This is a genomic window from Halomonas borealis (assembly GCF_004798905.1).
Lineage (GTDB): Bacteria > Pseudomonadota > Gammaproteobacteria > Pseudomonadales > Halomonadaceae > Halomonas > Halomonas borealis.
Genome location: NZ_SDMO01000017.1, coordinates 23,056 through 49,322, shown reverse-complemented (window position 1 = coordinate 49,322; position 26,267 = coordinate 23,056). Strand labels below are relative to the sequence as shown.

General features: G+C 63.6%; 23 protein-coding genes and 3 pseudogenes. 12 read left to right on the top strand and 14 right to left on the bottom strand.

The window, feature by feature from the left end; all coding sequences use genetic code 11:
• From ETC07_RS14110 to ETC07_RS14095, 4 genes and pseudogenes are all read left to right on the top strand, one after another.
• Positions 1 to 213 (top strand): annotated as a pseudogene (locus tag ETC07_RS14110) (ABC transporter permease); the annotation flags it as partial.
• Positions 214 to 280: 67 nt separating this feature from the next.
• Complete coding sequence (locus tag ETC07_RS14105; RefSeq protein ID WP_136249161.1) at positions 281 to 1,162, top strand: glycine betaine ABC transporter substrate-binding protein; 882 nt, start codon at positions 281 to 283, stop codon at positions 1,160 to 1,162.
• A 190-nt stretch (positions 1,163 to 1,352) separates the two neighbouring features.
• A complete protein-coding gene (locus ETC07_RS14100) occupies positions 1,353 to 2,195 on the top strand; it encodes a nitrilase-related carbon-nitrogen hydrolase (RefSeq protein WP_136249160.1) in 843 nt (280 codons plus the stop codon).
• 80 nt (positions 2,196 to 2,275) lie between these two features.
• The gene (locus tag ETC07_RS14095) at positions 2,276 to 2,797 is read left to right on the top strand and encodes a gluconokinase (RefSeq protein ID WP_136249159.1); all 522 of its coding nucleotides are present in this window, start codon (positions 2,276 to 2,278) and stop codon (positions 2,795 to 2,797) included.
• Positions 2,798 to 2,992: 195 nt separating this feature from the next.
• On the opposite strand, the gene ETC07_RS14090 is transcribed toward ETC07_RS14095, so the two are convergent.
• From ETC07_RS14090 to ETC07_RS14075, 4 genes are all read right to left on the bottom strand, one after another.
• A complete protein-coding gene (locus ETC07_RS14090) occupies positions 2,993 to 4,294 on the bottom strand; it encodes a TRAP transporter large permease (protein ID WP_136249158.1) in 1,302 nt (433 codons plus the stop codon).
• On the bottom strand, positions 4,294 to 4,890 hold the full coding sequence (locus tag ETC07_RS14085; RefSeq protein WP_136249157.1) for a TRAP transporter small permease subunit: 597 nt from the start codon (positions 4,888 to 4,890) through the stop codon (positions 4,294 to 4,296). The genes ETC07_RS14090 and ETC07_RS14085 overlap by 1 nt, the downstream gene beginning before the upstream one ends.
• An 84-nt stretch (positions 4,891 to 4,974) precedes the next feature.
• Positions 4,975 to 5,994: a TRAP transporter substrate-binding protein gene (locus ETC07_RS14080; protein ID WP_136249156.1), complete on the bottom strand. Its 1,020-nt coding sequence runs from the start codon at positions 5,992 to 5,994 to the stop codon at positions 4,975 to 4,977.
• Positions 5,991 to 6,779 (bottom strand): FadR/GntR family transcriptional regulator, encoded by a 789-nt coding sequence (locus tag ETC07_RS14075; protein WP_136249155.1) that lies wholly within the window; start codon positions 6,777 to 6,779, stop codon positions 5,991 to 5,993. The genes ETC07_RS14080 and ETC07_RS14075 overlap by 4 nt, the downstream gene beginning before the upstream one ends.
• Before the next feature lie 242 nt (positions 6,780 to 7,021).
• Between ETC07_RS14075 and ETC07_RS14070 the strand changes: the two genes are divergently transcribed.
• Complete coding sequence (locus ETC07_RS14070; RefSeq protein WP_136249154.1) at positions 7,022 to 7,924, top strand: complex I NDUFA9 subunit family protein; 903 nt, start codon at positions 7,022 to 7,024, stop codon at positions 7,922 to 7,924.
• Between the two features lie 47 nt (positions 7,925 to 7,971).
• On the opposite strand, the gene ETC07_RS14065 is transcribed toward ETC07_RS14070, so the two are convergent.
• The 3 genes from ETC07_RS14065 to rloA3 form a co-directional block, all read right to left on the bottom strand.
• Positions 7,972 to 8,409 (bottom strand): nucleoside deaminase, encoded by a 438-nt coding sequence (locus ETC07_RS14065; protein ID WP_136249153.1) that lies wholly within the window; start codon positions 8,407 to 8,409, stop codon positions 7,972 to 7,974.
• An 87-nt stretch (positions 8,410 to 8,496) separates the two neighbouring features.
• A complete protein-coding gene (locus tag ETC07_RS14060; protein WP_136249152.1) occupies positions 8,497 to 8,862 on the bottom strand; it encodes a thiol-disulfide oxidoreductase DCC family protein in 366 nt (121 codons plus the stop codon).
• Between the two features lie 53 nt (positions 8,863 to 8,915).
• Positions 8,916 to 9,482: a retropepsin-like aspartic peptidase RloA3 gene (gene rloA3 / locus ETC07_RS14055; protein WP_136249151.1), complete on the bottom strand. Its 567-nt coding sequence runs from the start codon at positions 9,480 to 9,482 to the stop codon at positions 8,916 to 8,918.
• Positions 9,483 to 9,829: 347 nt separating this feature from the next.
• Between rloA3 and ETC07_RS14050 the strand changes: the two are divergent.
• A pseudogene (locus tag ETC07_RS14050) lies at positions 9,830 to 10,802 on the top strand (IS5 family transposase).
• A gap of 263 nt (positions 10,803 to 11,065) precedes the next feature.
• Positions 11,066 to 12,448, top strand: a complete 1,383-nt coding sequence (locus ETC07_RS14045; RefSeq protein ID WP_136249150.1) for a type 2 periplasmic-binding domain-containing protein — start codon at positions 11,066 to 11,068, stop codon at positions 12,446 to 12,448.
• A 245-nt stretch (positions 12,449 to 12,693) separates the two neighbouring features.
• Here the strand turns inward: ETC07_RS14045 and ETC07_RS14040 are convergent, their stop codons facing one another.
• Positions 12,694 to 13,635, bottom strand: a complete 942-nt coding sequence (locus ETC07_RS14040; RefSeq protein ID WP_240724676.1) for a DMT family transporter — start codon at positions 13,633 to 13,635, stop codon at positions 12,694 to 12,696.
• Positions 13,636 to 13,836: 201 nt separating this feature from the next.
• Here ETC07_RS14040 and ETC07_RS14035 point away from each other — a divergent pair, with 201 nt between their 5' ends.
• Positions 13,837 to 14,760, top strand: coding sequence for a LysR substrate-binding domain-containing protein (locus ETC07_RS14035; RefSeq protein WP_136249148.1), 924 nt, complete (start codon positions 13,837 to 13,839; stop codon positions 14,758 to 14,760).
• A gap of 26 nt (positions 14,761 to 14,786) precedes the next feature.
• On the opposite strand, the pseudogene ETC07_RS14030 reads toward ETC07_RS14035, so the two are convergent.
• Positions 14,787 to 15,833: pseudogene (locus ETC07_RS14030) on the bottom strand (DDE-type integrase/transposase/recombinase).
• Between the two features lie 216 nt (positions 15,834 to 16,049).
• On the opposite strand from ETC07_RS14030, the gene ETC07_RS14025 reads away from it, so the two are divergent.
• Together ETC07_RS14025 and ETC07_RS14020 are read left to right on the top strand one after the other, a co-directional pair.
• Positions 16,050 to 16,919 carry a glycine betaine ABC transporter substrate-binding protein gene (locus ETC07_RS14025; RefSeq protein ID WP_136249164.1) on the top strand — a complete coding sequence of 290 codons (870 nt, stop codon included), beginning with the start codon at positions 16,050 to 16,052 and terminating at the stop codon, positions 16,917 to 16,919.
• Positions 16,920 to 17,019: 100 nt separating this feature from the next.
• Positions 17,020 to 18,348, top strand: a complete 1,329-nt coding sequence (locus ETC07_RS14020) for an MmgE/PrpD family protein (RefSeq protein WP_136249147.1) — start codon at positions 17,020 to 17,022, stop codon at positions 18,346 to 18,348.
• Between the two features lie 104 nt (positions 18,349 to 18,452).
• On the opposite strand, the gene ETC07_RS16010 is transcribed toward ETC07_RS14020, so the two are convergent.
• From ETC07_RS16010 to ETC07_RS14005, 4 genes are all read right to left on the bottom strand, one after another.
• Complete coding sequence (locus ETC07_RS16010) at positions 18,453 to 18,575, bottom strand: hypothetical protein (RefSeq protein ID WP_276605515.1); 123 nt, start codon at positions 18,573 to 18,575, stop codon at positions 18,453 to 18,455.
• A 379-nt stretch (positions 18,576 to 18,954) separates the two neighbouring features.
• Positions 18,955 to 20,445 carry a CoA-acylating methylmalonate-semialdehyde dehydrogenase gene (locus ETC07_RS14015; protein WP_136249146.1) on the bottom strand — a complete coding sequence of 497 codons (1,491 nt, stop codon included), beginning with the start codon at positions 20,443 to 20,445 and terminating at the stop codon, positions 18,955 to 18,957.
• Positions 20,446 to 20,458: 13 nt separating this feature from the next.
• Positions 20,459 to 21,742, bottom strand: a complete 1,284-nt coding sequence (locus ETC07_RS14010; RefSeq protein ID WP_136249145.1) for a M24 family metallopeptidase — start codon at positions 21,740 to 21,742, stop codon at positions 20,459 to 20,461.
• Positions 21,743 to 21,836: 94 nt separating this feature from the next.
• Positions 21,837 to 22,721, bottom strand: a complete 885-nt coding sequence (locus tag ETC07_RS14005; RefSeq protein ID WP_136249144.1) for a HalD/BesD family halogenase — start codon at positions 22,719 to 22,721, stop codon at positions 21,837 to 21,839.
• 100 nt (positions 22,722 to 22,821) lie between these two features.
• Here ETC07_RS14005 and ETC07_RS14000 point away from each other — a divergent pair, with 100 nt between their 5' ends.
• Positions 22,822 to 23,709 (top strand): LysR family transcriptional regulator, encoded by an 888-nt coding sequence (locus tag ETC07_RS14000; RefSeq protein WP_136249143.1) that lies wholly within the window; start codon positions 22,822 to 22,824, stop codon positions 23,707 to 23,709.
• Between the two features lie 32 nt (positions 23,710 to 23,741).
• On the opposite strand, the gene ETC07_RS13995 is transcribed toward ETC07_RS14000, so the two are convergent.
• Entirely contained in the window at positions 23,742 to 24,218 is a 477-nt protein-coding gene (locus ETC07_RS13995; protein ID WP_136249142.1) for a YbhB/YbcL family Raf kinase inhibitor-like protein, read from the bottom strand.
• Between the two features lie 438 nt (positions 24,219 to 24,656).
• On the opposite strand from ETC07_RS13995, the gene ETC07_RS13990 reads away from it, so the two are divergent.
• Positions 24,657 to 26,243, top strand: a complete 1,587-nt coding sequence (locus ETC07_RS13990; protein ID WP_136249141.1) for an ABC transporter substrate-binding protein — start codon at positions 24,657 to 24,659, stop codon at positions 26,241 to 26,243.
• Positions 26,244 to 26,267 lie beyond the last annotated feature (24 nt).

Here is a 26,267-nt window from a genome sequence, read left to right as displayed (position 1 = left end):
TTGACCATCAACGTGGGCACCGTGCCGCTGGCCTTTTTGATCGGTGCCGGTGGCCTGGGTGAGCTAATCTTCACCGGTATCGACCTCTACGATCCGGTGATGATGCTCGCCGGCGCCATCCCCACCGCCCTGCTGGCGATCGTGGTCGACGCCATCATCGCGATCAGCGCCTTTTTGCTGGTGCCGCGCGGGGTCAATCCGTCACGCGCCTGACCCGCCCGCCATATCGCACACCCGGCCGCCCCGGCGGCCGTATTCGGTAAGACCTAAGGAGATCACCATGAAACGCTTGATGATGACACTATCCGGCCTGGCACTGGCCGGCGCCATGACCACCGCCCAGGCCGACGAGATCGTGGTCGGCGGCAAGAACTTCACCGAGCAGCAGGTCCTGGCCAGCATGACCAACCAGTACCTCGATAGCCTCGGTTATGATGTCGAGACACGTGCCGGCATGGGCTCGGCGGTACTTCGCCAGGCCCAGGAGAACGGCCAGATCGACCTCTACTGGGAATACACCGGAACGTCGCTGATCAACTACAACGATGTCACCGAGTCGCTGTCGCCGGAAGAGACCTACCAGCGCGTCAAGGAACTCGACGCCGAGAAGGGGCTGGTGTGGCTCGATGCCTCCGACGCCAACAACACCTACGCCCTGGCCATGCGCGAGGACGACGCCGAGCAACGCGGCATCACGACCATCTCCGACCTGTCCCAGGCGATCAACGATGGCGAGGAACTGACCGCGGCTCTCAACGCCGAGTTCTATGCCCGCGAGGACGGCTGGCGCCCGCTGCAACAGGCCTATGACTTCCGGCTCGGCCGCGGCGACGTCAAGCGCATGGACTCCGGTCTGGTCTACCAGGCGCTGCGCGACAGCCAGGTCGACATCGGCCTGGTGTTCGCCACCGACGGCCGTATCCCGGCCTTCGGCTTCCATGTCCTCGAGGACGACCAGAACTTCTTCCCGGCCTACGCCCTGACGCCGGTGGTCCGCCAGGAAACCCTGGAGGCCAACCCGGAGCTGGCCGGAGAGATGAATGCCCTGTCCGCGCTGCTCGACGACCAGACCATGGCCACCCTCAACGCCCGGGTCGATGTGGAGCGTGAGACCATCGAGGACGTGACCCAGCGTTTCCTCGAAGAGCACGACATGCTCTGAGCACGGCCGTGCCGTGACACGCCCCCGAAGGCCGCCTGCGGGCGGCCTTCGTCGTTGATACCCGATGCCCCGTGACCACACGCCACGACTCGCCATGTCGGCGCCCGAGACAGACGGAAACGCAGCGCCGCCTCGGCATCGATGGCACACTGTGGTCCCCCTTCCCTGCTCATTGCCACGAGAGCGTGATATGCACTACCAGGACGAACTCCACGTCGCCGCCGCCCAGCTCAACGCCGAACTGGGCGAGGTAGACACCAACCTGGAGCGCCATCTCGAGATCCTCCAGGATGCCGCCGCGCGCGGCGTCGAACTACTGGTATTCCCGGAGCTTTCACTGACCGGCTACGGCCTGGGCGGCGATGTCATGCGCGTCGCCATGCCGGTCGAAGACCCACGACTGGCCCGGCTGGCTCGCGCCTGCGGCGAGATGCAGGCGGTGGTCGGCTTCGTCGAGGAAGCAAGCCCTGGCGAGTATTACAATGCCCTGGCGATCCTCCAGTACGGTGAGATCGTCGCCGTGCACCGTAAGCTCAACCTGCCGACCTATGGCGGCCTCGAGGAAGGCAAGTGGTTCAGCCACGGCAGCGACCTCACCCAGGCCGAAGTCCGCCCCGGCTGGTCGGCCACCCAGCTGATCTGTGCCGACCTGTGGAACCCGGGCCTGGTGCACGCCGCCTTGCTGTCTCGCCCCGCGGTGCTCTGCGCGCCGATCAACTCGGCGTCGGGGATCGTCAGCGACGACTTCTCCAACGAGCAGAACTGGGGCCTCAACGTGAGTTTCTACGCCATGACCTACGGCACCCCGGTGATCATGGCCAACCGTTATGGCCCGGAGAACGGCGGCCACTTCTGGGGCGGCTCGCGCATTCTCGGCCCGCGTGGCGAAACCCTGACCGAGGCCGGGGACGGCGAGACACTGATCACCGCCACCCTGTCACGTACCGCCATCGCCCAGGCCCGCTTCGAGCTGCCCACCCATCGCGATGCCGACACGCCGCTCGTCCGCGAGCTGATGAAGGGCTATCGATGAGCGCCCCGCCCTCCTTCTCTGGGCAAAAAATGCTAGAATTCCCGATCCTCTTTTGACGCCATTACAAAGCAGACTCTCGCATGAAGACGACCGCCAAGAGCCTTCTCGTCATGGGCGTATCCGGATCGGGAAAGTCCCATATCGGACGCCATCTGGCCGCCTCTATCGGAGCCACCTTCATCGATGGTGACGACCATCACGGCCCGGACAACATCGCCAAGATGAGCCGCGGCGAACCCCTCGATGACGACGACCGTGCCAGTTGGCTGACGACCCTCGCCGACCTGTATCGCCAATATGAAGATGCCGGGAAGGTTCTGGTCATCGGTTGTTCGGCACTCAAGCGCCGCTACCGAGACCGGCTTCGCGAGGACACCCCCGAGCTGGCGATTCTCCATCTGGCGGGAAGCCGTGAAGTGCTGTTGGAGCGCCTCGATGCCCGCGGCGGCCACTTCTTCGCCGGCGCCCATATGCTCGACAGCCAGCTCGCTACGCTCGAACCACCCGGTGACGACGAGGCCTTCGTGGCCGACATCCGTCGCTCTCCCGAGGAGATTGTCGAGAGCTTCCTGTCGACCCTGGAGCACGAAACACCGGATTAAACCCCGCCGACACCTCAACGGTTCATCAAGGAAAACGGCGCCACGGCAACGCCATCTATTCCCCCTATTATTCCTTCATCTTCATGCATAAAAAGGCGCCATATCGCTTAGCGATATGGCGCCTTTTTTCAACAGGCCTCCGTCACTCAATGGCGAGTCATCGACGGCATCAATGACTCGCCATGAGCCGAATTCTTAGACCAGCCACAGGGCCAGGTTCGGCCAGAACAGCAGCGCGAACAGCACGCACAGCTGCAGGGCGATGAACGGCAGTACCGCGACGAAGATGTCCTTCAGGCTGACCTCGGGAGGGGCCACGCCCTTGAGGTAGAAGGCGGCCGGGCCGAATGGCGGCGACAGGAACGACACCTGCATGTTCACCGCGAACAGGATGCCGAACCAGATCGGGCTGTAGCCCAGCTGCTCGACGATGGGCACGAAGATCGGCAGCGTCAGCATGGCCACGCCGATCCAGTCGAGGAACATGCCCAACACCAGCAGGATCGCCATCATCACCAGCATGATCACGATCGGTGGCACGTCGAGGCCCATGATCATGCTCGAGATGAAGCGATTGCCGCCCATCAGGTTGTAGACCCCGACCAGCGCCGCGGCGCCGATGCCGATCCAGATGATCATGCCGCAGGTGGTCAGCGTCTGACCCAGGCTCTGGTGCAGGGTCTTGAACGAGAACTCGCCGCGCGCAGCCACCGCTAGCAGCACGCCGAACACGCCCATGGCCGCCGCCTCGGTGACCGAGGCCACACCGCCATAGATCGAGCCCAGCACCAGCCCGGCGATCAGCCCCGGCACGATGATCGCCCTGAGCGCCTGGCCCTTGGAGGCGAAACCTTCCTCGCGGTCGGCCTCGGTCATCGGCGGGCCCATGGCCGGATTCTTCAGGCAGCGTATCAGCACATAGCCGATGTAGCTGGCCATCAGGATCAGCGCCGGGGTGATGGCAGCGGTGAACAGGTCGGCGATCGAGACGCTGGCGATCAGCCCATAGATGATCAGCACGATCGACGGCGGCATCATGGTGCCCAGTGCACCGCCGGCGCAGACCACGCCGATCGACAGGTGCTTGTCGTAGCCCAGGCGCAGCATCTGCGGCAACGCCAGAATGCCCAGCAGCACGATCTCGCCGCCGATGATCCCCGACAACGCGGCCAGGAAGAAGGCCACCACAACGGTCTGTACCGCCACGCCACCGGGCAGGCGGCCGGCGAACACACGCATGGCATTGAATAGATCGCGGGCGATCCCCGATCGGTCGAGTAGCGAGGCCATCAACACGAACATCGGCACCGCCACCAGCGAGTACTCGGTGACGAAGCCATAGACCCGGCTGGTGACCAGCGGCAGGGCGTCGAGGCCGAACCAGCCGAAGGTGAAGCCCAGGGCGACCAGGCCGGTGATGAAGGCCAGTGGCAGGCCGGTGATCAGCAGGGCGAAGATCAGCCCCACCATCAACAGGGTTCCGGTACCGATATCCATCAGGCGGCACCCTCCGTGTCATCGGGGACGGGCGTGGGCTTACCACGCAACGATTGCACCAGGTGCAGCAAGGCCTGAACGCACATGATGGTCAGTGCCAGCAGGATCACGCCCTTCACCAGCGCCGGGAACGGCGGGTTCCAGGAGGTACCGGAGCGCTCCAGCGACCACTCGCCCAGCGGGTTGTGGGAAGCCCCCCAGAACATCACGAAGGCGGCATAGGTCATGCCGAGGCAGAAACCGAAGGTCACCAGGTCGTTGAAGCGATCGAGCCACAACCGCAGACGCGGGCCGGCACTGTCGTAGAGCACCTTGACCCGAATGTGTCGGTTGCAGGCCAGCGTCGCCGGGCCGCCTAGGGCGAAGCTCACCGCCACCAGCATCACCACGCTCTCGTGAACCCAGGAGGTAGGCGAACCGAAGGCATAGCGCATGATGACCTCATAGACGCTGATCGCCATGGCGATCAGCACCAGCCAGGCCGCCACGCGACCGGCGGCCATGACGGCACGATCGAAGACATTGCGGGCCGGATCGGGCGGACTCGCCTCGGCGGAGGCCGCGTCACCCGCCGCGCGACGGGAGGCTTGAGTCATGGGACTTCCTCAATGCAGGGGCGGGCCACGTCGCCGAGGCCCGCCATCATGATGGCCGGCGCCGCCCGGCGCCGGCAGGTTGAATCACATCAGGTTGTGATTTTCCAGGTAACCCACCACGGAGTCGTAGAATTCCTGGGTGATCTCGTTCTTCTCGGCCCAGTTGGCCCATTCCTGCTTGGCGATGTTGCGGAACTTGTTGCGCTCCTCGGCCGGCAGATCGATGATTTCGATGTCCGGGTTCTGGCGCGCTTCGCGCACGGCCTCGAGGTCGCGGGTCTTGAGCTCGGCCACCATCTCGTAGGCCAGGTCATCGACGGAGGTCTCGAGGATCGCCTGCAGGTCCTCGGGCAGGCCGTCCCAGATATCCTTCTTCAGCGAGACGGAGACCATGGGCAGCGAGTGGAAGCCCGGGTACAGCGGATAGGCGGCGAAGTCGTGGAGCCCCTGTGCCTGGTTGGTGGCGAACACCGTGTAGTCCGCGGCGTCGATCACGCCCTTCTCCAGGCCGGTATAGACCTCGGAGCCCGGCAGGTTGACCGGCGTGGCGCCGGCGGCCTCGAAGATGTTGTAGACCATGCCTTCCGGCGCCCGCAGCTTGAGGCCCTGCATGTCCTCGACGGAACGCACCGGCTGGGTGGACGGCAGCGACTCCAGGCCGGTCGCCGCGGCACCGATCAGGTGCAGGCCATAGGGTTCGACCAGCTCGTTGTAGAGCTCCTCGCCGCCGGCGTTGTTCATGTAGTCGAGGAAGTCATAGGGGTCGCTCCAGGCGCCCACCAGGTTGCCGATCATGCCGAAGGCCGGGTTCTGGCCGGTGAAGTAGCTGGGATCGGTCAGATGGCCCTGGAGGATGCCGGACTTCACCGCCTGCAGGGTCTGGTTGGCCTGAACCACGGCATTAACCGGCAGGATCTCGATGGAGATGCGGCCTTCGGACATCGTCTCGACGTTATCCGCCCAGGCCTTCTTCATCTCGAACTGGGGTTCACCGGCGGTCTCGGAGGTCTGGAAGGTCCACTCATATTCGGCGGCCTGGGCATTGACGGCCAAGGCGCCGAGCACGGCGACGGTCAGGGTCTTGAGGGGCATGCGTGTGTTCATGAGGCTTCCTTATCGCTGTTTGTTGTCGGAACTTCGAGGGTGGAAAGGGCCGGCAGCTGGGCCTCGAGGCCCAGATCCCGGCCGGTGCGCTCCAGCACCTTGAGAGCCGCCGCGGCGGCCTCCTCCGGCTGACGCAGGCGAATCGCCTCCATCATCCGGCGATGACGTTCCATGCTGTCATGGAGCTCGTCGGCACTATGGTTAGAGCGCTCCACGAGCAGCGCGATGGCAGGCTTCAGCACATGGCTGATCTGGGCCCAGACGAGGTTATGCGATGCCGCGAAGATGGCCTCATGAAAGGCCACATCGTAGTCATCGTGGGAGATGCCTTGCCAATGCAGGTCATCGTGCTCCAGTGCCTGGATCATGCCCTCGTAGGCGGACTCGATGGCCAGCAGGTCGGCCGCGGTGGCGTGCTCCGCCGCCAACCGGGCGACGAACGGTTCCACGGCGACCCGGAAGGCGAAGATTTCGCGTTGGATACGCGGATTGGGCTGGGCGAAGCGTGCCATCCAGGTGCTCACCTGCGGATCGAGCAGGTGCCACTCCTGCAGCGCCCTCACCCGGGTACCCTGCCCCGAGATCCGCGTCAGCAGCCCCGCGGCAACCAGCGTCTGCAGGGCACTGCGCACGGTGCTGCGGCTGACGCCGAAGCGCTCGCACAGGTCCAGCTCGCGGGGCACGAAATCGCCCGGGCCGTATTGGCCACTGAAGATGGCCTCGGCGAGGACATCGGCGATATCGGGCCGCGGCGCACGGCGGGTGTTGTCGGGGGAACGGGGCATGGCCGGGATTCCGAGTCACGAGAGCCCTGTCGGACTCTATGCTTTTTATGTCGGACATAGGTTCGGATAAAATCCGATGCCACGCCTTTAGACTTTAGTCTCGGCTTTCGCCCACCATGTCCCCGGGGTCGCGTCACCGCATCGTCAGTCGGGCCCGGACGACGGACCGACACCGCTTGCGACCGGCGGCGCGTCAGGCACAATGCCCCGATGAGTTTCCGCGACTCCTTGCAAGGAGCGACATGACGGACCGACCGACGGTAGTCTTCGGCGGCACCGGCTTTCTCGGTGCTTGCCTGGTGCGCGAGCTGGTGGAAGCCGGCCGACCGGTGCGCCTGGTCGCCCGTCGCCCGGTGCGGCCGGCGTGGGCCGAGCCCGATGACCCATTGGAGACGATGGCGGCCGATATCCGCCACGATGACGAGGTGGCCGCGGCACTGGAAGGAGCCGGGGCGGTGGTGAATGCGGTGAGCCTCTACACGGAGTCCCGCGGGGCGCGCTTCGAGACGATTCATGTGCAAGGCGCCGGACGCCTGGCACGGCTGACCCGCCAGGCCGGCGTGACGCGTCTGGTGCAGCTCTCGGGCATCGGTGCCGACGGCCGATCGCCCTCGGCCTATGTCCGCTCCCGCGCCCGGGGCGAAGCCGCCGTGCTCGAGGCCATGCCCAAGGCGATCATCGTGCGGCCCGGCGTGCTGTTCGGCCCCGAAGACGCCTTCCTTGCCAGCCTGGCGCGTCTCACGCGGCTACCGGTCGTTCCGCTGTTCGGCCGCGGCGATGTTCGCCTGCAACCGGCGCACGTGAGCGACGTGGCGCGTGCCCTCGCCCGCCTGACCGGCACACAACCCCCCGAGCGGCGCCTGTTCGAGCTGGGCGGCGACGACGTGCTGCACTACCGGGGAATCGTCGAGCTGGTGATGAGCTGTCAGCGACGGGAGCGCCCGCTATGGCCGGTGTCGTTCCGGGTATGGCGATCGCTGGCCGAGGGGCTGTCGCTACTACCGAACCCACCGCTGACGCGCGATCAGGTGATCCTCATGCAGCGTGATACGGTGGTCGGCGATGGCGTGGGTACCTTCGCCGACCTGGGGCTTGCGCCCCGCTCGCTGCGCGAGGCCCTACCGGGCTGCTTGCCGCCCGGGTGAGCACCATCGCCGACATCATGCCGGGCAACGCCAGCCCGGCGTCGCGATCAAACGCCGATATCCTCGTGCCATAACGCCGGTTGCTCGGTGATGAAGCGCTCCATCAGGGCGATACACTCCGCGTCCTGCAGCACCTCGACCTCGACGCCCCGCTCTCGCAGCCATGCCACTTCGCCCTGGAAGGCACGATTCTCGCCGATGACCACCCGGGGAATGCCATACAACAGGATGGCCCCGGTGCACATCGCACAGGGCGCAAGCGTGGTGTAGAGGGTCGCATCACGGTAGATGTCGGCCGACTGACGTCCGGCGTTCTCAAGGGCATCCATCTCGGCGTGCAGCACGGTACTGCCGAGCTGCACACGCTGGTTATGGCCAGTGCCGAGCACCACCCCGCGGTGCACCAACGCCGCTCCGATGGGCACGCCTCCCTCGGCAAGGCTCGCACGCGCCGCCGTCAGCGCCGCCTTCATGAAATGCTCCATGCCATCGCCTCCTTCGCGTCGCGAATGCCTGCCGGAAGCCTAGGCCGTACAGGCGTCGGGCACCAACCTTGCCATGGCTACGCCGGGCTACTCCCGACCCTCGCGGCGCAGGCGCCGCTGCACCCAGCGGTGATACCCGACGCCGAGCAGCGGTTTGATCCACGCCAGACCGATCAGCCAGGCCAGCGGCCTGAGCAGCGTGACGCGTCGCATCAACAGGATATAGGCATCGAGGCCCTGCCAGAGCCATCCTCGCTGATCCTCCACATGGAGCGAACGCAGCGCCTCTCTTGGCTCGATGCCTCGCGCCCGCAGGCGTTCGGCGTGAGCGGTGACATCGACCCATTCCACCGACGCCGCCCCGCGCGACAGGCGCTCATAACGACGACGGTCGCGTCGACAGATCGGGCAGACGGCATCGTAGTAGACCGTGACGGTCGGCCTCTCGCGCATGGCATCCTCCTGCGGCAACGCCTTCATCCGGGCATGCCCCGGGCGAGGCGTCATCAAGCGCCGGTCTTGTCGCCATACTCCTTGTCGGCGTGGCGATGCAGCGGCGAGTCGTCATCGCAGCTCGGTGCATTACGGAAGGTTTCGGTCACATCGAGAAGCCCCAGGCTCTGGATCGTGCGACGCCCCAGCAGTAGCGGATAGTTCATGTCACTGCGATCCTCGAGGCTGAACTGTTCCTCATAGCGCTCATCGCCCATGCAGATCGTCATCAGCACGACCGGGCGATGGTCGCGACCGCCGGCGCCGACGACCGTCAGGTCGCGGAACAGCGGACGCTCGAACTCACGGCTCACCATCTCGCCGCTCTCCTCGTCCTCGACTTCGACGTCGAAACGCACCCAGTCTTCGCCTTCACGCTGGAACTCCTCGATGTCCTCGGCCTGCATGGAGGAAGTCAGCGCCCCACTATCGAGCTTGGCCTTCACCTCGACTCCCCAGCCAGGGTCGATCAAGGACTTCTCCACCCAGCCGTAGACATCGGGCTCATCGGCCATCGCGGTGCCGGACAACATACCGGCGCCCAACAGGGGAATCAGGGCGCGGGACAGGAAGGTGTGCATCGTCTCTCCTTCATCAGGATCACAGTATTAGCGCGGGTCGGCAGCGGCCGGACCCTGTCGTATCGAATGTCATGGGACTCCACACCGAGGCACGGGTTCCCTTGCTTCGGCCTCTCGAAGCGAGGGCGGCGCCGATCGCATCAGCCGCCGCTCACCTTGCCATGTTTGACGCTCCCCCTTGAAGGCAATACACCATTCACCGCGCCTCGACGACATTTCCGGGATGGATGATCGGCGCCTTCCCGACGGCCTTAGGGGAAACGCTGCATCAATCCCGCCGAAGCTGCCTCGTGGCCACCGGCGGGGTAGCACCTGACCTGTCCACCGCCCGCTGACAGAGCCACCCGATGAAGCAGATCTCGTTCGCCCAGGCTGAGCACCAGAACAAGAAAAAAGTCACCCACCGCGAGCGGTTCCTGGCCCAGATGGATGCCGTGGTCTGATGGCAACGACCGATCGATGCGCTGTCGCCACCCTAGTTCCCCAATGCGGCGGGCAAGCGGGGCCGCCCTCACCGGCCTGGAGCGCATGTTGCGGATCGACTTCCTCCAGCAGTGGTATGCACTTGCCGACGAGGCGCTGGAGGATGCCACCTATGACAGCCAGGCCATGCACGACTTCATCGGTATCGATTTGGCCATCGAGAGCGTGCCGAACGCCGCCTCGCTGCTACGCTTTCGTCATCTGCTGGAAAAGCATGCCCTGACCCAGCGGATATTCGAGGAGATCAACACCAGCCTCGCCGAGCAGGGCCTGTTCATGCGCGAGGGCACCATCGTGGCGACCGCCCCTCCCACCGAGAACCAGGCCAAGCAGCGCGACCCGGAGATGCAGCAGACCAAGAAAGGCAATCAGTGGTTCTTCGGACTGAAGACCCATATCGGCGTCGATGCCGTGACCGGACTGACCCACAGTGTCGCCGCCACCCCGGCCAACGTCGCCGATGTCACCATGACGAGCCATCTGGTCCTGGATGGTGACAAGCGGGGATACGGTGACGCGGGTGACACCGGCATGTGGAAGCACTTGGACGAAGGAAAGGATGCCCCGGATTCCCGGTGCTGTGTCGCCGCCAAGCGAGGCGCTATCAAGAAGATGGACGACAGCCCGATGAAGACGCTGCTGCTGAGATTCGAGAAGACCAAGGCCCGCATCCGTGCCAAGGTCGAGCATCCGTTTCATGCCATCAAGAACCTCTTCGGCTACCGGAAGGTTCGCGACAAGAGACTGGCCAAGAACCAGGCGCAGCTGTTCAGTCCGGCCAACCTGGTGCTGGCTAAGCGATGCGAAGGCCGAGTTGACGGGGCCAGTGCATCTTGACTCTGGCCTGGCCGCCGGCTAACCCGGCTGTCAGGGAAAACAGACCACTTGGGGTGGTCAGACATCGACCGCTGAGGCTCGAAATTTGCTGCGCTTATTCTATGAACCCAGGCGCTTCAGTTGCCCAAAGCCAAATTGTTCGGTGGCTCCCTAGTGGCTCGACACCTGAATCCAAGAATTTAATTTTCAGCTCATGATCCCGGGTTACGATAACGGCTCCATGGGCAAAGGCCTTCTGTACCATCGGTGAAGAACAAGAGGCCATGCCCGCAGCCACTTGCTCTTTCATCGACACCCTCTCCTGTCGGGACTTAACAGCCATGCATTTATCGAAATCCGTGTTTTTTTCTGCCTCTTTCATTCTGCCGGTGCTTCTGTCGCATACTGCCAATGCAGATCAGTTGCCCATACAAGTGCAGTTTCCGCCGCTGGCCATGGAGGACGCGCCAAGAGGCGGCGCTCATCCCATTGGCGGGCCGGCCAATGTCTTCATCGACAACGCCAACGAGCTGCTTGGTGCGCTGGATCTGGAGCTCATCTATCACGTGAGCGGTAAAACTCCTGAATCAGATCGCGGGACCGTTCAACCCAGTCTCGTCTCGATTCCCGAGAATTTTTCCAACCTGTACGAGGCGGTTGCGGCGGGGCCTAATGCCGACGGTCTGGCCGCCGCGATAAGCGTGCCTATTTCCAGCGGCCTCGAATCCGGTCAGCTCCTCGTTGCTGGCTTGCCTTTTGGCCTTCATCCATCGGAGTTTGCCTCCTGGCTGATCAGCGGTGGTGGCCTGGAACTGGAGCAGGATATCTACAACGAGGCCTTCGATAACAATCTTGTCGTCGTTCCCATCGCTCTCACTCCGGGACAAGAGGCGGGATTTTTCCCCGAGCCGCTACCCACCAGCATGACCGAAATGTGTCAGCAGCCGTGGCTGGCGCGCTGGCCGGCGCCTGCCTCCGCCATTTGGCAGCAGGCCTGTCAAACGGCAGGCGTAGAGACGACGAACATTGGCGCTGAAACGCTCTGCGCGGACCCAACAGCGGCCTGTCCGTCAGAGGGCAATCCTGTCAAGCATGATATCAACGCGCTCACATTTGGTGGCTTCCAGCCGGGTCGTCTTCCGCAACAGCTGCGCCAGCTCGATCAGGTTGATGCCTACGAGCTGAACCTTCCCTATACCGGCGTTTTGATGATGAAGCGTGCGCTGGGCCTTGAGAGTGAGTCCAACGATACTGTGGATCTCTCGCCCATCATCGAGAAGGCGCCGTATTTCTACCTCAATGCCTGGCATCAGTCGTTCTCCTACATTGAGCTTCTGGTGAATCGTCAGGTGTGGGACAGCCTGAGTGAAGCGCAGCGCGTCGCTATTCGTACCAGCGGGCAGGCGTCAATTCTGGAAACCCTTTCCAGTGGACTGGAAGCTCAGGGCAAGGCGATCGAGATCCTGAAGCGCAACGGCGCTGAAGTGAATGAGTGGCCGGATGAACTACTCAAACCTCTGGAGGAGGCCACAATGCCCTATCTGGAGAGTCGCGCCGAGGCCAACAGTGCCGAAGGTGATGACTCCTATCGTCGAGTTCTTGATCACATGCGCAGCTACCAGGAAGACCGACAGACTTACTTCGACGCTGCAGACGCACCGCGTTAATAGAGATTTCTTCGTTTAATAGCTAGGGAAACGCTACATAAATCCCGCCGGAGCTGCCTCGTGGCCACCGGCGGGTTAGCATCTGACCTGTCGTCAGGGAAAACAGACCACTTGAGGTGGTCTGTAGTGGTCAAGTATTTTTGGCCACTACACATGACCTCATCACCAATATCTACAGGACGTGATAGTCAACGCTCCTTCATGTGGCGCGCTAACACACCATAATTTCTGTCTGACAGCACTCTTCAGTTCTCGCCTCCCTGTACACGTCCTTGACTGTCGTGTTGCCGCATTCGAGACAGGCGATCTTCCGACCGAATCGTCCACATGACACCCCCGAGAATCAACATCATTCCCACGGCTTCATGCACCACAGGCCATCGCCAATCCAGCAGATAGCCATACAGCAGCGCACAACAGGTTTCGAAGACGATCATCTGCCCGCCCACCGATACCGGAAGACGCTGAGCGGAAGAATTCCATAACGCGTTGGCAACCCAGGAGCCACCCACCGACATGAACAACGCTGCACCACCAAAGGCCAACCAGCGATCTGCGGAAAGTTCCAGCGGCAGGATCTGTGGCTGCAGTACTGCCACCAGAAAAAGAATCCCTAGTGCCACGATACCCGTCGCGATCCCTTGCAGCGTCGACCACTCCCGCGCGGAATAACGGCCCATCTTGAGTTGGGTAGCATTGCGTAGCGCAAACCATGCCCAGGACATCACGCCCAGCGACGCGCACAGCATGCCGATCACATCCCTCCACTCGCCTCCCCCCTCAAGAAAGCGGGCAATGACCGGCACGTTCATGCTGACGATACCTACACCAATCACCGTCAACGACACACAGATGGAACCTCGGCTGGCTTGAAGATAGCGACGGCCGGTCAACATCACTGCCACAGGTACCAACCCGTTGATCAATGCGGCAATCGCAACACCTGCATACTGCACCGCAGCGGTAAGCAGGATGAAAAATGCGACATTGCCGGTCAGTGCCAGTTCGAGCAGCAGCCGCATGTCACTCGGCGTCAACCGAGACGAAAGGCGTCTGATATGTGGCAATGCCACTAACGCGGCAAACACGCCATAGAGTAGGAAGCGTGCGCAACTGATTACCACGGGATGGACCTCTGGGAATAGCGATGGCAAGACAATGACACCGCCCCACAAGGCACCAGCCATGCCTGCATGGACTACTGCTATCCTCATGATCTGCAGCTCTCCTGTTGATTGGAGGGCCACTTTAATGCGTTACTAGCCGATCTGAGTAACAACATTATCGCATCCATGCATTCTCGCATGGAATGCCTTTGAGCCTACAAGCCGTTCACTCAAGAAAAAAAACAGTATCCTTACACGTGCCCATATCGACAGGAACACCACATGGCTGGACGCTTTCGTCATCTTCCGCCGCTGGATAGCCTTGCAGCCTTCGAGGCGGTCAGCCGGTTAGGAAGCTTTACCCGCGCAGCGGACGAGCTATGCCTGACCCAGAGTGCAGTCAGCAAGCAGATTCGTGCGCTGGAGACGTCGCTCGGCATACGACTGTTCGTACGCAAGGCACGCGGAGTGGAGCTTTCCAGCGCGGGGGCGATCTATCAGCATGACGTTCTCTCGGCGCTTCAAGGTCTGGAGATTGCCGGCCAACGTCTGAGTGCGAGGCAACACCCCGATACTGTCAGCGTGCTGGCGACTCATGCGGTATCACAATTCTGGTTATTCCCACGTTTACTGAGCTTCAGTGCCGAGCATCCAGATATCACCGTGCACATTCACGCCAGCAACGAGATGCAGCCCTTTATGGTACCGGATCACGATCTCGCGATTCTCTACGGCGAGGGTGATTGGCCGGCGCTCGCGGCTACCCCACTGATTCAAGAAGATATCTACCCAGTTGCACGCCCAGAGGTTGTCCAGGATGAGGTGACATCACTGGAAGCTCTGGCCCAGCAACCACTGATTCAACTGGATTCCTCATGGAACTGCATGAACTGGCCTGGCTGGTTTGCGCACTTCGGCATTCGTTATCATCCACCCAAGTCCGACCTCACCTTCAACCAACTGACGCTCACCTACGCTGCCATTCAGCGAGGTGCGGGCATCGGCCTGGCGTGGCACTTCATGGCCGCTGACGCCATCGCCAGCGGCAAGCTCGTACGTGTGACCGAATATCGCGCCAACACCGGCCTTGCCGAGCATATCGTGTACGACCGCAGTCAGCCGCTTTCGACCGCCGCGACCCTGTTCAGGGACTGGCTGATCGCGGATGCCTTCGGGGAAAAGACAACAACTACCATGCTGTCGTAATGAGAAGAGCCCGCCTCCAGCATGGCTCATATCCTGCCTGGGACATTGTTACATCCTCGCGAACACCCCAGACTGAACACCGGACCATCGCACCCCCCAGCAATGTCGGGTCCCGTGTGATCAACCACCCGCTTGGTAAATAATTCAGGGCGTTTGCACTGCCATTCCTTCATCACCGCAATCGGTGATTGGTGGTGCAGCGCTTGCTGTGGAATGTGATGATTGTATAGCCAGGTGTAGCGTTTGAGCGTCTGCTCCAGGTCCTCGCCCAAGGCGTAAACGCCGAGTCGCCAGCACGTCGCTGATACGGCCGTTAAAGCGCTCCACCATGCCGTTCGTCTGCGGCCCTCCCGGCTTGATCAGGCGATGCTCGATGCCATCGGCCTGGCACTCCTGGTCGAATTCATGGTTCCCGCTGGGCTTACACTCACCGGCCCGAGTGAAGCGATCGGTAAAGGATTTTCCGTTGTCTGTCAGCACCATCTGGATTTTGAAGGGTGCCTTCTTCTTCACCTGCTGCATGAACGCACGGGCATCCTTGGCGGACTGACTGCGCCGGACCTCCAGATAGACCCAGCGCGTGGCACGGTCGATGGCGACGTACAGGTAGCAGCTTCTGCTGTTCGTCAGGCGTCTGAGGCAAGTGTTGGATGTCGATGTGCAGGAAGCCTGGTTCGTCGTCCTTGAAGGGCTTGTGCCGAGGCTTCTCACCCCCGCCGGCGTACCTGCCGTGCCAGCTCTGCCAATGTCGGCACGTCGCGGCGCTTGAGCATGCGATGCAGCCCGGAGCGTGACAAGCGGGCATTCAGGAATTCACGCGCTACGACGAGAAGATCATCCAAGCCTAAGCGAAGAAATTCGCGAGCCGCGATCAGCACCTCTTCTTGCTCGGTCGTGAGCGTGGCCAGCAGATTGTGCCGCGTGTGTGGTCGGTCATGGACATCGTCACGGTATCGCCAGCGCCGGATAGTCGCAGTAGTGATGCCATATTGGCGGGCCAGCTCGCTATCCGTGATGCTGGAGGGCGCTGATTGGATCTCGGCACGGATCTTCGGTGCCGTGGTTGCGCCCATGAACCTGCTCCCGGGTGAATTGCTGAAGAAGCTCTCTGGCTGCTAGCAGAGGATAACTTCTATAGGCGAGGCGATTATCCGGGACCCTACACTTTAGCGGAATCACTCATAGGCATCATTGAGGATGCATATCCCCCTCTGGCTCGGTGCGCGTGGCTTTCTTGATACCATCGCCGGCACCACAACGAAACGAGGTTCAACCCCGTGAAGCCACTGATGCCCCTGCTGTCTGCCATGGCGCTCACCGCTGCCATGACCACCGCCCAGGCCGACGAGATCGTGGTCGGCGGCAAGAACTTCACCGAACAACTCATCCTTGCGAGCCTGACCAGCCAGTATCTCGAGGCCCTGGGCCATGAGGTCGATCAACGCTCGGGCATGGGCACCACCGTGCTGCGCCGGGCCCAGGAAAGCGGCCAGGTGGACCTCTACTGGGAATACACCGGCACCTCGCTGATCAGCTACAACAAGGTGACCGAGGAGCTCTCGCCCGAAGCCGCCTATGAGCGCGTCAAGACACTCGACGCCGAGAAGGGCCTGGTGTGGCTGGAACCTTCCGATGCCAACAATACCTATGCCTTGGCCATGCGCGAGGATGACGCCGGGCAGCGCGATATCGCCTCGATTTCCGACCTGGCCGCGGCCGTCAACGATGGCCATGAGCTAGTACTGGCCTCCAATGCAACCTTCTACTCGCGAGACGACGGCCTGCGTCCGATGCAGGAGCTGTACGGTTTCGAGTTCGGCCGGCGCCACGTCAAGCGCATGGATCAGGGGCTGACCCTGACGTCGCTGGAACAGCAAGAAGTCGACGTGGCCATGACCACCGCCACCAATGGCCGCATCCCCGCCCTCAACCTCACCGTGCTCGAGGATGACAAGGGCTTCTTCCCCGACTACGCCCTGACCCCGGTGGTCCGCGAGGAGACCCTGGCCGCCAACCCGCGGCTCGCCGAGCAGATGAACGCCCTCTCCGCCCTGCTCGACGACGAGACCATGGCGGGACTCAACGCCCGGGTCGACGTCGAGAAGGAGACCATCGAGAGGGTCGCCGAGAACTTCCTCGAGGAACACGACCTGCTCTAAGCAGTCGCCCTCACACGAAGGCCGCCCACGGGCGGCCTTTGTCGTCGGGCTCTCCGCCTGACAGCTGCCCCACCACGAGAGCCATCACAAGGGTTCTGCCATGACCGCCTTCTCCCCCCTGGAATGGATCACCCATTTCGACCCTAACGCCGTCGATTCGCCGCGCCTGGCCCAGGCCAAGCGCTGCCTGCTCGACCTGGTGGGCGTCGCCGCCGGGGCGACGCGCACGGCGCTTGCCGACAAAGCCAGGCGCTTCGCCACCAGCCAGCACGGCGGCACCCGGCCGCTGCTGTTCGGCGATGCCCAGGCCTCGCCCACCGGCGTGGCGCTGCACGGCGCCTGGCTGATCGATGCCCTCGACGCTCACGACGGCCAGGTGCTCACCAAGGGCCATGTCGGAGTGGCGGTGCTACCCGGGCTGATGGCCCTGCCCGAGGTCGAGCGCCTGTCGGGACGCGAGTTCCTCGGCCTGATCGTGCTCGGCTACGAGGTCGCCACCCGCGCCGGCATCGCGCTGCACGCCACCAGCCCCGACTATCATACCTCCGGCGCCTGGAACGGCCTGGCCGTGGCCGCGGTATGCGCGAGGCTGCTGGGGCTCGACGCCGAGCGGCTCCATCATGCCCTGGGCATCGCCGAGTTCTATGGGCCCCGCAGCCAGATGATGCGCTGCATCGACCACCCCACCATGCTCAAGGACGGCTCCGGCTGGGGCGCACAGGCCGGCGTGTCCGCCGCCCTGCTGGCCCGCGACGATTTCACCGGCGCGCCGGCGCTGACCGTCACCGCCCCAGAGGTCGCCGATCTATGGCACGACCTGGGCAGCCGCTGGTATATCGACGAGCAGTACTTCAAGGCCTATCCGGTATGCCGCTGGGCCCAGCCCGCCGTCGAGGCGGTGCTGTCGCTGGCAGCGCGCCTGCCCGACACCGACGCCATCGAACGCATCGAGATCGTCACCTTCCACGAAGGCAAGCGCCTGCACGTGGTGGCTCCCCAGAGCACCGAGCAGGCCCAGTACAGCCTGCCCTGGTCGGTGGCCTGCGCCCTCGCCCGGGGCACCGTGGATACCCACGGCATCTCCAGCGCCCTCGGCGACCCCGCCCTCGTGGCCCTGGCCGAGCGCGTGCAGATCGTCGAGAGCGAGGCCTTCAACCGCCGCTTCCCCGCCGAGCGTTGGGCCAGTGCCCGCATCACCCTGGTCGATGGTCAGGTGCTCGAGAGCGAGCCGCATGAGGCCCGCGGCAACCCGGAGAATCCGCTCACCGACCGGGAATTGATCGCCAAGTACCACGAGCTGGCGGACCCGGTGCTCGGCTCCCAGGCACAGCGGCTGCGCGACGTCATCGACGATCTCGAGACACGCCCGGCAACTGATCTGCTGTCATTGCTCGGCGATACCCCTGGCGGCCATCGTTCCGAGACCTGATCCTCGACAGGGAGAAAGCGACGATGAGCGGCGGGCCGAAACCCACCGCTCGCGTCGCTGGTGAAGGCCAACCCAAGGCTGAAGATGACGAACCCCGAGGCCACCTACAGGGAGAACCAGTTGAGGTTAAAACCCGGGTAGTCGCTCATCCCGGTGAATGCCGCGACGGTCTTGCCAGGAAAAGCCATGGCGATGGTCAGCAGGAAAGCCTCGAATACCTTGCTCACCGTCGCCACGATCGTGGTTGACGCCCCGATAGATGCCGGCCTTGCCCATAGCGACCTCGACGGCATGAGCCTCGGTCGCAAGCTCTCGTGTGTCGATTACTCATAGGCTAACTCACTCTCTTGTTGGTGAGGGACGCACTGACACAAGGCAGCCACTCGAGTGGCTGCCCGTGTCATCGTGATGCATCGCGAACGAAGACGCCGTATTCCCGATTCGCCTCATGACGCTATCCACTCCACCGACGGGCAGGCCTCGCATCAACGATAGGGGCAGGCGCGACGTCTCGACGCTCGACACGACGACGCCCCCGTGCCGATGGCACGGGGGCGTCGCGTCGTTCCGGCGAGCCGACCGCGGCTCGGCGTCTCGCTCAGGCGCTCAGTTCGAGGGGAAGTTGAACTGGGCCTTTTCCTTGTGCTCCGAACGCGGCCAGCGCTGGGAGATGGCCTTGCGGCGGGTGTAGAAACGCACTGCGTCGGGGCCGTAGGCATGCAGGTCGCCGAACAGCGATTCCTTCCAGCCGCCGAAGCTGTGGAAGGCCACCGGCACCGGCAGCGGCACATTGATACCGACCATGCCCACCTCGATGGCGTCGGCGAAGCGGCGCGCGGCCTCGCCATCACGGGTGAACACGCAGGTGCCGTTGCCGTACTGGTGGTCGTTGATCAGCGCGATGGCTTCATCGAAGGTCTCGACCCGCACCACGCAGAGCACCGGGCCGAAGATTTCCTCGCGGCAGATGCTCATCTCCGGCGTGACCCGGTCGAACAGGGTCGCGCCGAGGTAGTAACCGGGCGAGGACTCGACCAGCGGGTGCTCGCGGCCGTCGAGCACCAGCTCGGCGCCGGACTCGACGCCCTGGCCGATATAGCCGGCGACCTTGTCGCGGTGGCCGGCGTTGACCAGCGCGCCCATGTCGTGGCCACGCTCGTTCCCCGGGCCGATCTTCAGGGTGCGGGCCTCGTCGGCCACCTTCTCGACCAGCGCATCGGCGGTCTCGTCGCCCACGCAGACCGCGACCGAGATCGCCATGCAACGCTCGCCGGCGCTGCCGTAGGCGGCACCGATCAGGGTGCTGGCGGCGCTATCGAGGTCGGCATCGGGCAACACCACGGCATGGTTCTTGGCGCCGCCGAGCGCCTGGACCCGCTTGCCGTTGCTGGCGCCGCGCTGGTAGATGGCCTTGGCCACCGGGGTCGAGCCGACGAACGACAGCGCCTTGACGTCCGGGGCGTCGAGCAATGCCTCAACGGCCTCGCGGTCGCCGTGCACCACGCTGAAGATGCCCTTGGGCAACCCGGCCTCCTCGAGCAGCTCGGCCATCTTGACCGCCGCGGACGGCACCTGCTCGGAGGGCTTGAGGATGAAGGCGTTGCCGCAGGCGATCGCCATCGGGTACATCCACAGCGGCACCATGGCCGGGAAGTTGAACGGCGTGATCCCGGCGACGATGCCCAGCGGCTGATGGTTCGACCAGGTGTCGATGCTGGGACCTGCGTTGTGCGAATACTCGCCCTTGAGCAGCTCGGGGATGCCGCAGGCATACTCGACGTTCTCGATGCCACGCTTGAACTCGCCGTGGGCGTCCTCGATGGTCTTGCCGTGCTCTTCGCTGATCAGCTGGCAGATCGCCTCGGCGTCGCGCTCGAGCAGCATCTTGAAGCGGAACATCACCTGGGCGCGCTTGGCCGGCGGGGTATCGCGCCAGGCCGGGAAGGCCTCGCGGGCCACGGCGATGGCCTGATCGACGGTGGCATTATCCCCCATGGTCAGGCGACGAACCGGCTGGGCGGTGGCGGGGTTGATGACATCGAGGGTCTTGGCGCTCTCGATGGCGACGCCGCCGATACGGTGTGTCAGGGTATCCATGTTCGTCTCCAGCTTAAAATTCGCGGCCCAGCAGGGCCTCATCGAAGGGATAGCGCGAGAGCTTCTCGACACCGGTCTCGGTGATCAGCACTTCCTCTTCCAGCTTGACGCCATCGGCGGCGCCGACCTCACCGATGTAGCTCTCCACCGAGACCACCATGCCGGGCTCGAGGATGCCGTCCTTGGAGAAACGGTCGAAGTCCATGTGATGGGCGACCAGCGGCGTTTCGCCGTGCATGCCGACCCCATGGATGATCGACGGATAGCGACGGTCGAGGAACTGCTCGGGAATCTTCCAGGCGTTCTCGGCGATCTCGCGGTAGCTCATCCCCGGCTTGAGGATGCCCATGTTGTGGTGCACCTGGTCATAGGCCATGCGATACAGGCTCTTCTGATAGGCGCTCGGCTTGCCAGGCCCCACGTGGAAGGTCCGCGAGAAGTCGGAGTAGTAGCCGTGGCAACCGATGGTATCGGTATCCAGCGCGACCAGCTCCCCAGGGCGAATCACGCGGTTACTCGCCTCGTTGAACCAGGGGTTGGTGCGCGGCCCGGACGACAGCAGGCGAGTCTCGATGAACTCGCCACCCTGGCGGATGACATCGCCGTACATGATCGCGAACAGCTCGTTCTCGGTGACGCCCGGCTTGATGGCGGCCTCCACCGCGGCCACGGCGGCCTCGCTGCCGGCCATGGACTGCGCCAGGCAGGCGATCTCTTCCGGCGTCTTGATGCGCCGGCAGTGCAGGGTGTCCTGCATGCAGTCGAAGACCTCGAGGCCCTGAGCCTCCAGCGAGCGAGCCAGGTTCAGGGCGCAGCGATCGAGACCGATCTTCTTGTTCCCCTTACCGTGCTCTTCCATCAGCTCGGCGATCTCGATGCCGAAAGGATCGCTGGACATGTTGTCGCGCTGGTTGACCGCCGACCACACCACCTTGGAGGTGCGTGACTCGTCGATGGTCTCGAGCCAGGTTGAGACGTGGGCGCTTCCCGGATATTCGAAGAGGATCACCGGCCCTTCCAGCGGCACATAGACATAGCGCGTGGAATTACGCAGGAAGTAGCCGAACATGTTGCGCGAGCCGGTGGCATAGCGCTGGTTGTAGGGATCGAACAACACCACGGCGGCGTAGCCCTGCTCGGCCATCATGGCGCGCAGGCGCTTCAGGCGGCCGCCGCGCAGCTGTACCGGGTCGAAGGCGGTGGGAATGCTGTCGCCGTTGGCCATGGGGGCCGAGGGAATCACCGGAATCTGGTCCGGCTCGTTATCGGTCAGGTTCTCGAAATCCACGATGCTCATGTCAGAGATCTCCAGGGAAAATCGTCAGAGAAGGGGCGATGCGACATGGCGCCAGCGAACCGGCACCATGCTCATCAAGGTCCGTCGGCGCGGCTCAGTCGGCCAGGTTGTCGCTGCGCTTCATGCCATCCTGGAGCAGCCGCTCGTGGATCGGCGCCATGCGACCGAAGATCCGCTGGGCACGCTCGGGACGACCGATGAAGCCCGGCTCCTTGGCGTAGGCGAAGATCACCGTGTGGCGCTCCTTGTCGCCTTCCACCGGGGTCACCCGGTGCAGCGAGTAGCGGCCGAAGAAGACCTGCAGATCGCCGGGCTGGAGATCGAGAGCCTCGAGTCGCGAGTGGTCACCGTCGATGACCTCCTCGACGCCCTCGAAGTTCTCACCCTCGGGGCTGCGGATGCCCGGGGCGTATTCGAAACGACCACCGCCATGCGACTGACGCGTCATCATGGTGACGATGAACTCGTTGGTGTCGTAGTGCCACGGATGCTGGCAACCTTCACGCAGCACATTGATGACCAGGCCGGCCAGCGGATCGGCATACTCATGGATCTCGTCCATGCCGACCACGGAGGCGATGAAACGCTGGAAGCCCGGGTGCTCGTAGACCTGGCGGATGATGGTCTCGCTATCGATGCGATCGCCGGCGACGAAGCCGTTGGTGCGATCGTCGAAGCGATTCTTGGGGTGTGACGCCGGCAGGCTGTCGTCGCCGTCGCTGTTGTAGGGGTTGGTCTCGGTCTGGTTGTAGTGAGCCTCGGGGGAGAGTCGCTCGGTCTCTCGCTCCAGACGCGCCAGGGCCTCGTCGGGGACAAAGCGCTTGAGTACCACGCAGCCATCTTCCGCCAACTGCTCCCGGCACTCGCGAATCAACCGCTGCCCTTTCTCGCCGTCCAGGTCCTGAACGGGGTAACGCTCAAGATCCACCAGACCCTCTAGAGAAGCCGACACGTTGTCGGATGCGAATGAACGACTCAAGACTCTCTCCTGTTCCGTAATTTATGGACAGGTTAGCCACGGCGGTTCAATAATAGAAATGAATGGTTCAGATCAAATACATTTCAATGGCTCATAGATCATGGATACCGTACTCCTCCGCGCCTTCGTCACCGTGGCCGAATGCCAGGGCTTCAGCGCCGCCGGCAAGGTACTGCATCGCACCCAGTCGGCGGTGAGCCTGCAGATCAAACGCCTCGAGGATCAGATGGGTCAGCCACTGTTCGAGCGCACCAGCCGCAGCGTGTTGCTGACCCGACACGGCGAACGACTACTGCCCTATGCCCGCCACATGCTGACCCTGGAGGAAGAGGCTCGGGAGGCACTGGGCGAGCGGCTGCGCGGCGAACTGATCCGCTTCGCCACCTCCGAGGAACAGGCCGGGGTCTATCTTCCCGAGCTGCTGCCTCGCTATGCCCGGCGCTTCCCGAACACGCGCCTCAACATCACCTGCGACATGAGCGCGGTACTGGTCAGCCAGTTTCAGGAGGGTCTGCTGGACGTGGTGCTGTCGATCCGCCATGTGCCGACCCAGTCGGGGCAACTGCTGGGCTGGGAACCGATGGTATGGGTCGTCGCCGACGAGTGCCGGCTGGAAGAGTGGGACGTCCTGCCGCTGGCGCTCAACCCCGAGGGCTGCACCTTCCGCGCTCATGCCTTGGCGGCGCTGGGCCGCGAAGAACGCCACTGGGAGATCCGCTATTCCAGCACCTCGCCCCTCGGCAACAACCTGCCCGTCCAGGCGGGCCTGGCGATGACGGTGAAGACCCCGCGCAGCGTGCCGGAGGGCTGCCGAATCGTCGGCGAGGCCGAAGGATTGCCCCCCTTGGGCCAGGTAGAGATCGAGCTGCATCGCCGCCCCGGCCACACCAGCGAGGCCCTCGACGCCTTCTGCGAGGAACTCGAGCGCATCGTCACGCAGAACGATGATGTGGCCGCCCCGGCACCGCGACACCACACCGCCGACTGACCCCACGGCGTCGGCGTGGGGCCGGCCGCGTCTCAATCGCGCCGATAGAGGCCGATCAAGCGGTTCATGCCCAGCAGGTTCGGCTCGATCTGCTTGAGCAGCTCATCCATGGAGATGCCCTCGGGCAGGGCCGTGGGCTTGTCCAGCGCCAGCACCCAGAAGTAGTAGAGGTGCGAGCCATGCCCTTCCGGCGGCATGGGCCCGCCATAGCCATTGCGCTGCGTGTCGTTGCGCCCTCGGGTGCCCTCGGCGCTGGCCTCTTCCAGCGAGACGGTCGAGCCCGGCAGGTTATAGAGCAGCCAGTGAACGAAACCCTGGCTGCCATGCTGGACCAACGGCGCATCCGGATCGTGGCAGATCACCGCATAGCCCTTGGTGCCCTCCGGTGGGTTCTCCCACGCCAGGGGCGGGGAGAGATCGTCACCCTCCGCGGCATGCCGGGCGGGGATCGCTTGGAAGTTGTCGAAGGCAGAGCTGGTCACCCGCATGGTCGAAAGGGCAAAGGCCATGGAACGTCCTCCCGAATAGGATCATGAATACCGTTGTCAGCGTCGGTAAGGCGCTGACGCCTGTCAACGGCGCACCTAGGTGTCATGGTGGCGAGCCGAGCACTCTTCAACCCGATAGGCCCTCACCGAGCGGCCATCGAGTGCGGCCCAGGCGCTTGCCCCTCCCCTGCCGTCTTTCTTCTTTCCTTATCTTGTTGTCTTCCTTCCCTTCTCTCTTCACTCGCTTGGTGCCTTCCACATCCCGGCAGCGGCATGCCACCGCCCCATCACCTAGGACTAAAGGGCAAGTTGATTAAACGCTTGTTAGCCACTCAGACTGGGGCGCGATGCGCGCCCGATAAGCCGACTCGACTCGGTGGGGACGCGCCGCCGTCGCGCGGCGATGATCCGTGGCGCGGCGACTTCGATCATTTCGCGTAATCCGCAGGAGCATCAACAATGAAGAAGACTCTGCTCGCGGCCAGCATCGCCGCCGTGATGTTCGGGGCCACCCCGGCCATGGCCAAGACCCTGGTATTCTGTTCGGAAGGCTCCCCGGAGGGCTTCGACCCCTCGCTCTACACCACCGGGACGACCTTCGATGCGACCGGCAAGACGATCTACAACCGCCTGGTCGAGTTCAAACCCGGCACCACCGAGTTGCGTCCGGCGATCGCCGAGAGCTGGGAGATGTCCGAGAACGGCAAGGAGATCACCTTCCACCTGCGCGAAGACGTCCAGTTCCATGAGACCGACTACTTCACGCCCAGCCGGCCCCTGAATGCCGATGATGTGATCTATTCCTTCAGGCGTCAGATGGACGAGGACAACCCCTACTACCAGCACAACAACGGTAACTACGAGTACTTCAACGCGATGTCGATGCCCGAGCTGATCGACGACATCGTCAAGGTCGATGACCATACCGTGACATTCGTTCTCACCCGGCCCGAGGCCCCTTTCCTGGCCAACCTGGCGATGGACTTCGCCTCCATTCATTCCCTGGAATACGGCGACCAGTTGCTCGAGGCCGGCACGCCGGAAAAGGCCAACCGTCGCCCCGTCGGCACCGGCCCCTTCCAGTTCGTCGGTTACCAGGAAGATGCCGCGATCCGCTATGCCGCCAACCCGGACTACTTCCGCGGCCAACAGCCCCTGGATAACCTGGTGTTCGCCATCACCCCGGACGCCCAGGTGCGCTACCAGAAGCTGCAGGCCGGGGAATGCCATGCGATGCCCTACCCGAACCCCTCGGATATCGAGGATATGCAGCAGGACGAGTCGATCCAGGTGCTCGAGGAATCCGGGCTGAACGTCGCCTACCTGGCCTACAACACCCAACAGGAGCCCTTCGACGATCCCCAGGTACGCCGGGCCCTGAACACGGCCATCAACAAGGAGGCGATCATCGACGCGGTCTTCCAGGGTGCCGGCCAGGTCGCCAAGAACCCGATTCCGCCGAGCATGTGGGGCTACAACGAGGCCATCGAGGACGACGCCTACGATCCCGAGAAGGCTCGCCAGATGCTCGAGGATGCCGGCGTCGAAGACCTGGAAATGGACCTCTGGGCCATGCCGGTGCAGCGCCCCTACATGCCCAACGCCCGGCGCACCGCCGAGCTGATGCAGGCGGATCTGTCGCGGGTCGGCGTCGATGCCGAGATCGTCACCTACGAATGGGGCGAATACCTCAAGCGGGCCTCCAGCGTCGATCGTGAGGGGGCCGTGATCCTCGGCTGGACCGGCGACAACGGCGACCCGGATAACTTCCTCGCCGTGCTTCTCGGCTGCGACGGCGTCGGCGGCGCCAACCGCGCCCAATGGTGCCACGAGCCGTTCAACGAGCTGATCATGGAGGCCAAGACCCTGGGCGACCAACAGGCCCGCGCCGAGCACTACGAGCAGGCCCAGGCCATCTTCAAGCAGCAGGCACCGTGGAACACCCTGGCGCACTCGGTGGTGTACATGCCGCTGAGCGAGAACGTCACCGGCTATACCATCGACCCCCTCGGTGGCCATAGCTTCGAAGGCGTCGATCTGAAGTGATCGTCCCTGCGTGGCGGGGCGGCC

Coding starts and splice junctions, on each gene's coding strand:
- ETC07_RS14015 (WP_136249146.1), bottom strand. CDS start 20,445: ATGGATACCCTGACACACCGTATCGGCGGCGTCGCCATCGAGAGCGCC.
- ETC07_RS14000 (WP_136249143.1), top strand. CDS start 22,822: ATGGATACCGTACTCCTCCGCGCCTTCGTCACCGTGGCCGAATGCCAG.
- rloA3 (WP_136249151.1), bottom strand. CDS start 9,482: ATGCACACCTTCCTGTCCCGCGCCCTGATTCCCCTGTTGGGCGCCGGT.
- ETC07_RS14075 (WP_136249155.1), bottom strand. CDS start 6,779: ATGCCCCGTTCCCCCGACAACACCCGCCGTGCGCCGCGGCCCGATATC.
- ETC07_RS14105 (WP_136249161.1), top strand. CDS start 281: ATGAAACGCTTGATGATGACACTATCCGGCCTGGCACTGGCCGGCGCC.
- ETC07_RS14090 (WP_136249158.1), bottom strand. CDS start 4,294: ATGGATATCGGTACCGGAACCCTGTTGATGGTGGGGCTGATCTTCGCC.
- ETC07_RS14040 (WP_240724676.1), bottom strand. CDS start 13,635: ATGGCTGGTGCCTTGTGGGGCGGTGTCATTGTCTTGCCATCGCTATTC.
- ETC07_RS14045 (WP_136249150.1), top strand. CDS start 11,066: ATGCCCGCAGCCACTTGCTCTTTCATCGACACCCTCTCCTGTCGGGAC.
- ETC07_RS14060 (WP_136249152.1), bottom strand. CDS start 8,862: ATGCGCGAGAGGCCGACCGTCACGGTCTACTACGATGCCGTCTGCCCG.
- ETC07_RS14020 (WP_136249147.1), top strand. CDS start 17,020: ATGACCGCCTTCTCCCCCCTGGAATGGATCACCCATTTCGACCCTAAC.
- ETC07_RS14095 (WP_136249159.1), top strand. CDS start 2,276: ATGAAGACGACCGCCAAGAGCCTTCTCGTCATGGGCGTATCCGGATCG.
- ETC07_RS13995 (WP_136249142.1), bottom strand. CDS start 24,218: ATGGCCTTTGCCCTTTCGACCATGCGGGTGACCAGCTCTGCCTTCGAC.
- ETC07_RS13990 (WP_136249141.1), top strand. CDS start 24,657: ATGAAGAAGACTCTGCTCGCGGCCAGCATCGCCGCCGTGATGTTCGGG.
- ETC07_RS14025 (WP_136249164.1), top strand. CDS start 16,050: ATGCCCCTGCTGTCTGCCATGGCGCTCACCGCTGCCATGACCACCGCC.
- ETC07_RS14085 (WP_136249157.1), bottom strand. CDS start 4,890: ATGACTCAAGCCTCCCGTCGCGCGGCGGGTGACGCGGCCTCCGCCGAG.
- ETC07_RS14100 (WP_136249160.1), top strand. CDS start 1,353: ATGCACTACCAGGACGAACTCCACGTCGCCGCCGCCCAGCTCAACGCC.
- ETC07_RS14010 (WP_136249145.1), bottom strand. CDS start 21,742: ATGAGCATCGTGGATTTCGAGAACCTGACCGATAACGAGCCGGACCAG.
- ETC07_RS14070 (WP_136249154.1), top strand. CDS start 7,022: ATGACGGACCGACCGACGGTAGTCTTCGGCGGCACCGGCTTTCTCGGT.
- ETC07_RS14065 (WP_136249153.1), bottom strand. CDS start 8,409: ATGGAGCATTTCATGAAGGCGGCGCTGACGGCGGCGCGTGCGAGCCTT.
- ETC07_RS14080 (WP_136249156.1), bottom strand. CDS start 5,994: ATGAACACACGCATGCCCCTCAAGACCCTGACCGTCGCCGTGCTCGGC.
- ETC07_RS14035 (WP_136249148.1), top strand. CDS start 13,837: ATGGCTGGACGCTTTCGTCATCTTCCGCCGCTGGATAGCCTTGCAGCC.